Source organism: Paraburkholderia sp., assembly GCF_049581445.1.
Taxonomy (GTDB): Bacteria; Pseudomonadota; Gammaproteobacteria; order Burkholderiales; family Burkholderiaceae; genus Paraburkholderia.
Genome location: NZ_JBAURZ010000127.1, coordinates 1 through 4,519 on the forward strand (window position 1 = coordinate 1; position 4,519 = coordinate 4,519).

Here is a 4,519-nt window from a genome sequence, read left to right on the forward strand (position 1 = left end):
CAGCAGCGGCGACGCGCAACGCGCCGTCGCTCACCGGATCGAAGCGTCGCGTGCTGCCATGCGCAAGCGTTTGTCCCGCGAGCGTCCAGCCAATCGTGCCGTTGCGCAGCGCGGCCACCGGATTAGGCAAACCCGCATTGATCAGCGACTGCGTGCCGATGATGCTGCGCGTGCGGCCCGCGCAGTTGACGATAATCTGAGTGGACGGGTCCGGCGCCAGTTGACGCGCCCGCAGCACCAGTTCTGCACCGGGCACGCTGACGCTACCTGGAATGTTCATGGTCTGATACTCATCGAAGCGGCGCGCGTCGAGCACCACCACATTCGCGTCGGCATCGAGCAACGCTTTCACTTGCTCGGCCTCCAGTGACGGCGTATGGCGCTCGCTCTCCACCAGTTCGCCGAATGCCTTGCTCGGCACGTTGACATCCTTAAAGAGTTCACCACCCGCCTCGGCCCAGCCGCGCAAACCGCCTGCGAGCAGCGAGACGTCGGTATAACCCAGTTCGGTCAGGCGGCGCGCCGCGCGTTCGGCCAGACCTTCGCCGTCGTCGAACACGACGATCGGCACGGAACGGCGCGGCAGGCGCACCGGCACTTCGAGTTCCAGCTTCGATAAAGGCAGATTGGCGGCGAACAGCGGATGGCTGCGCGCATGCGGATCTTCCTCGCGTACATCGAGCAATGCGATTTCGCGACGTTCGAACAAGGCACGGCGTACGTCTTCAAAAGCACGGATACGGAATTCAGCCTCAAGCGTCATAAGAGAACACTCTCCTTCGATACGTTCCAGATATTCGGCAACACATCGTTAGCGTAGCCGGAGATAAATGTTTTGCGGCCCCCGTCGGGCGGATAAACCGAGCGCGACACTGCACCTATATTTGCACCATAAACGTGAATGCTGATCGACACACGGTCATGAAACGCATTGCTAACGCGGTGGATATCGCCGATGTCCGGCGAAACAGCGTCCACAGCGCCCGTTTCAAGCCGTTTCACCGCGTTAGCAGCAAGCAACGTGCCGCCTCCATCTAGAGCATACGATTGCACTGACCGCAAGGCGGCCGCCGGAGTAATGATCGAGCGTGGCGAGTTGTCGTGCCGCAAGCGTGGGCGCGACGAAGCCGGGGCGATGCGCGAGCATGAAGTGCACGCGCTGGGATACGCTGGCCGCATGCGCGACGGTAAGCAGCGCATCGGGGCTGGTGGAATGATGCGGTACGAGGACGCGATCAAAGCCGGCCGTTTCGTGAGCCTGCGCGAATCGCTCGACGTATTGAAGATCGATTGCCGGACCTGCCGGTGCGTGTGTTTCCGAGGCCTTGCGAGTCTGGATCATGCCGATGAATTCGATTGTCACAGTGCGGCTCCCGGCAGTTTGGCGTGACCTTGGGCGTCACTTCGCCGCTAACGGTAGCACTGTGAACAGGTCATTGTTAAATATCGATCGGCGATAAAGACATCTGCTTTGCGTGAAAAAAAGCGTCGGCCCTGTCCACAGGCAGCCGACGCGCGAGGGGGAGATGAACCCGCAAGGGTTACTGGTTCATCTCTCGGGGAGGACAAACCTGCAAAAGTTACAGGTTCATTTGCATTTCATCCGATAAAACCGTTTTAAACAAACGTTACAGCACGTCGCGTTCGGGGGGCCCCCCTGGAAAAGATCGCAACCTACACACTGTTGTCGTAGTGCTTTCAAATTGGCGACGAGCGCTAAGGGTAGTGCGACAGGTTAAAGCGTGCGAGGTCCGGGCTAGCGACCTGCATAGCGGTCGCGCGCACTCAAAGACGTAATGTGACGCCGTGCCTACGGCTGATTCTTATTGGGGCAACGGTATCTCGGAATCGTCCGATATCGACCAAGGGGGTGCGCGCCTACTATCTCATTAACCCTTTTGATACCGACACGGAGATAGCCATGAGTCCCCTCTTCCTGATCAAACTGATGGAACTGGAATGCCGCGCAGACGTAGACCGTCACAGTCACGTCCGCCCGTTGCCGAATCGTTTGATTACCGTGCTGCGAAGCCTGTTCGCTGCGCGCCGCGCGACTTGCAACTGCCGCTGAACCTCGGCATTCTCATTATCTCCACGCCATGGATTATTCATTCGCGCTTCACTTGTTTGCTCTCATGCTGCTGCTATGCATCGCGCTCGTGCCGTTTGTGCTGCGGCGCGATCCGATACCTGCTGACAGTATTGTCCGGATCGAAGCGTTGCCGCCAACTCAATGGCCCGGCGCTCTCACGCGCACGGGCGTCACCTATCTATTCGGGTCTTTTGTTTTGCTATGGATGGCCTGCAAAGTCCTGATCAACTGAAGACCACACCCATCCATTGATAGCAATCCGAGAAACGTCATGAAGATTCAGAATCTATTCGTAGCCCTGCTGAGTACTGCCTGCATCGCGATCGTCGCCTATGCGGCCGTTCCTAGCGGGATGGGTGTGGCAACAGATCAGATCAAGGCTTGTTCTGCCGCAAATATTCTCTTTGCCCGCAAGGATTGAATTTCTACAACCGCTCAGCGACCACCTCCGCTCTGCGCTCCCCGGCCCTGGGCCAGAACATTTCCACCGCCTGCCACGAGATCAACGCGCAACAGCCAAAAACAACCTCCCGCATCCGTTTGACGAGCGCCAGCGAAAAGGCCACCTCGCGATCCACACCAAACATCTGCGCGAGCAAAACGACCGCTGCGTCCTGCACCCCTAACCCAGCAGGCACAAAAAACGCCGCATGTCGCACAGCCTGGGTCAGCGCCTCGATCGCCAGCGCCCCGTTCACTGAAACAGTGTGTCCAAGCAACCCCAACGCCCAATACGTCTCGAACGCGCCCAATACATACCCGCTCAACTGCCAAAGGAAAGCACTCAGCAATAACCCCGTGCGCGACATCAGGGCGTCGATATCCGCGTCGAGTTGCTTACCGTCAATGCCCTGCAACAACGTATTCGATGTCCCCAGCAAGTGCGCGGCCCATCGCTCGATCGCATGGAACACACCGCCGCGTCGCACCAGTACCACGGCGATCACCGGCAACGGCAGCGACAACAGCAACGCCAGGCCAATCGTGCGCAAGGCATCCGCCTGATGCGCGGAGGCGACAATCAGCACCAGCCCAAGCGCTGAGAATGCATACTGCACCGCCATCGTCACCATTACTTCGACAATCACCGAGGCGCTCACGAGGCTGACATCCGTTACGCGCCACCGCGCGAGCCGGATACCCACAATCTCGCCACCGATTCCCACTGCCGGCAGCAAGCGGTTCACCGCCTCGCGGACCGTCGCGATCCACCAGAGAAACAGCAGCGAGGTCCGCTTGCCGAGCAACAGATGCCACGCATACGCATCGAGCAGCAGCGGCAACGCGTGAAACGGCACCAGCCATAGCAGCACCCATCCGGCCTGACCAATCGCTTGCATCATGCCGCTCACATCTTCGTGCAGCACGAGTCCAATCAGGATCGCGATGCCAACCGGCAAACCCGCCCACCGCAACCACTTCATAACGGCTGAACCCCCCGGTCGGGCGCGGCGGCGCTCGGTAACCGGCGGCCGAACACATCGGCGAAACCGCCGCGCGTCGCGCCGGCCGATTCGACCGCGGCCGCCACGCGAGGCGACAACAAGGCGTCCAGTTCGTCCGCATGCCGGTAAGTTCGCATGCCCGGCGTCAATGCGCCCTCGCCCTTTACCGCCGGGTGGCAGTAGATCTCGCCTATACCGTGCGGCAGGGTCGCCAGCGCCGCCAGCAACACGGCCTCGTCCATTTGCCCGGTCTTCGAAATACCGACTACGTAGTCGTTATGCGCCACGCCCGCGCGATCGAGACGTGCACGCACCAGTGCAATCCACGGCTTTAACCACACCGGTTCTTTGGATTCACACGGCAGACGCATCGCACGCATGCCGTACTCGCGGCCAATCTTGATGATCAGCGCGAGCACCGTCGGATGCAGATGGAAATGCTTGTGCGTGTTGACGTGATCGAGCGGCAAGCCCGTCTTCGCGAACGCCTCAAATTGCGCGCGAATCTCCAGTGCCAGTTGCTTGCGCACGTGCGGCAAGAAGAAAAACCGGAAGCCGTCGCGCACCATGTTGTCGCCGAAGCGGCCATGCATATCTACCAGCGCCGGAATCGCTTCACGCGGCAGATAGGCAGCGCCATCAGCCAGCACCAGATGCAAACCAACCCGCAATTCCGGCAGCCGGCGAGCGCGTGCCACTGCGTCGCGCGTGGCGGGAGCGGCGACCATCAGACTTGCCGCCGTCAGAACACCGTGCAGATGAGCACGTTCGACGGCTTCGTTGACGCGCTCATGCAAACCGAAGTCATCGGCGGTGAAGATCAAAGCGCGTTGCGACAGCCGAGCCTCAAGTGACATCACGCTTCGTGTGCGCGCAGGAAACGGTAGAACTCCACGCCTTCGCGCAGACGCCGCTTCATCATGTCCCAACTCATCAGCATCTCGCGCACGATTTCCCAGATCTTCGACGGGCGGAAATAGAA

Annotated in this window: 6 protein-coding genes and 2 pseudogenes; 3 read left to right on the forward strand and 5 right to left on the reverse strand. The window is 60.1% G+C overall.

The genetic code is table 11. The annotated features are described in order from the left end of the window. From WCA85_RS11825 to WCA85_RS11835, 3 genes and pseudogenes are all read right to left on the reverse strand, one after another. A partial coding sequence (locus WCA85_RS11825; RefSeq protein WP_424064030.1) for a rhodanese-like domain-containing protein occupies window positions 1-763 on the reverse strand: 763 nt, incomplete at its 3' end. After that, window positions 760-1,035: pseudogene (locus tag WCA85_RS11830) on the reverse strand (cysteine dioxygenase); the annotation flags it as partial. The pseudogene WCA85_RS11830 and the gene WCA85_RS11825, both read right to left, overlap by 4 nt. A 10-nt stretch (window positions 1,036-1,045) precedes the next feature. Further along, window positions 1,046-1,363: pseudogene (locus tag WCA85_RS11835) on the reverse strand (LLM class flavin-dependent oxidoreductase); the annotation flags it as partial. Between the two features lie 558 nt (window positions 1,364-1,921). On the opposite strand from WCA85_RS11835, the gene WCA85_RS11840 reads away from it, so the two are divergent. Genes WCA85_RS11840 through WCA85_RS11850 form a run of 3 tightly spaced genes read left to right on the forward strand, consistent with a single transcriptional unit; the run spans window position 1,922 to window position 2,513 of the window. Then, the gene (locus tag WCA85_RS11840) at window positions 1,922-2,071 is read left to right on the forward strand and encodes a hypothetical protein (protein WP_424064032.1); all 150 of its coding nucleotides are present in this window, start codon (window positions 1,922-1,924) and stop codon (window positions 2,069-2,071) included. 52 nt (window positions 2,072-2,123) lie between these two features. Beyond that, on the forward strand, window positions 2,124-2,324 hold the full coding sequence (locus tag WCA85_RS11845) for a hypothetical protein (RefSeq protein ID WP_424064034.1): 201 nt from the start codon (window positions 2,124-2,126) through the stop codon (window positions 2,322-2,324). 39 nt (window positions 2,325-2,363) lie between these two features. Then, a complete protein-coding gene (locus tag WCA85_RS11850) occupies window positions 2,364-2,513 on the forward strand; it encodes a hypothetical protein (protein ID WP_424064036.1) in 150 nt (49 codons plus the stop codon). A gap of 4 nt (window positions 2,514-2,517) precedes the next feature. On the opposite strand, the gene WCA85_RS11855 is transcribed toward WCA85_RS11850, so the two are convergent. Together WCA85_RS11855 and hpnK are read right to left on the reverse strand one after the other, a co-directional pair. Further along, window positions 2,518-3,516 carry a lysylphosphatidylglycerol synthase domain-containing protein gene (locus tag WCA85_RS11855; RefSeq protein WP_424064038.1) on the reverse strand — a complete coding sequence of 333 codons (999 nt, stop codon included), beginning with the start codon at window positions 3,514-3,516 and terminating at the stop codon, window positions 2,518-2,520. Continuing rightward, complete coding sequence (gene hpnK / locus WCA85_RS11860) at window positions 3,513-4,394, reverse strand: hopanoid biosynthesis-associated protein HpnK (RefSeq protein WP_424064040.1); 882 nt, start codon at window positions 4,392-4,394, stop codon at window positions 3,513-3,515. The genes WCA85_RS11855 and hpnK overlap by 4 nt, the downstream gene beginning before the upstream one ends. Window positions 4,395-4,519 lie beyond the last annotated feature (125 nt).